We start from the raw sequence: 540 nt of genomic DNA, 5'->3' as shown, positions 1-540 counted from the left end.
GGGAAGACCTCGTTGACAGCAGCGATTACGAAATATTTTGGTGAATTTAAAGCCTATGACCAAATTGACGCTGCCCCAGAGGAACGCGCACGTGGAATTACTATTTCTACAGCGCATGTTGAGTATGAAACGGAAAATCGTCACTATGCGCACGTTGATTGTCCAGGGCACGCTGATTATGTGAAGAACATGATCACAGGGGCAGCGCAGATGGATGGTGCTATTTTGGTTGTTTCGGCGGCTGACGGGCCAATGCCTCAGACACGTGAGCATATTTTGCTTGCACGTCAGGTTGGTGTTCCAGCAATTGTTGTTTTTCTTAATAAGGTTGATCAGGTTGATGATGCAGAACTTTTGGAGCTTGTAGAGCTTGAGGTTCGGGAACTTTTATCCAAATATGATTTCCCAGGCGATGATATACCGATTGTTAAGGGTTCTGCGTTGGCAGCTCTTGAGGATAAGGATAAAAGCATTGGTGAAGATGCTGTTCGTCTTTTAATGAGTGAAGTTGATAATTATATTCCAACCCCTGAACGTCCT

At 44.8% G+C, this 540-nt stretch carries 1 protein-coding gene; it reads left to right on the top strand.

What is annotated here, in order from left to right; all coding sequences use genetic code 11:
- On the top strand, nucleotides 1-540 hold a 540-nt coding region (locus tag ACFIK6_RS10265; protein WP_375677627.1), incomplete at both ends, for a GTP-binding protein.

Origin of the sequence: Bartonella sp. AS69XJJH, assembly GCF_042195585.1 — a bacterium.
Classification (GTDB): Bacteria; Pseudomonadota; Alphaproteobacteria; order Rhizobiales; family Rhizobiaceae; genus Bartonella.
Note: the sequence above shows the minus strand (reverse complement) of the source record. Positions and strands in the feature narration are given on the sequence as shown.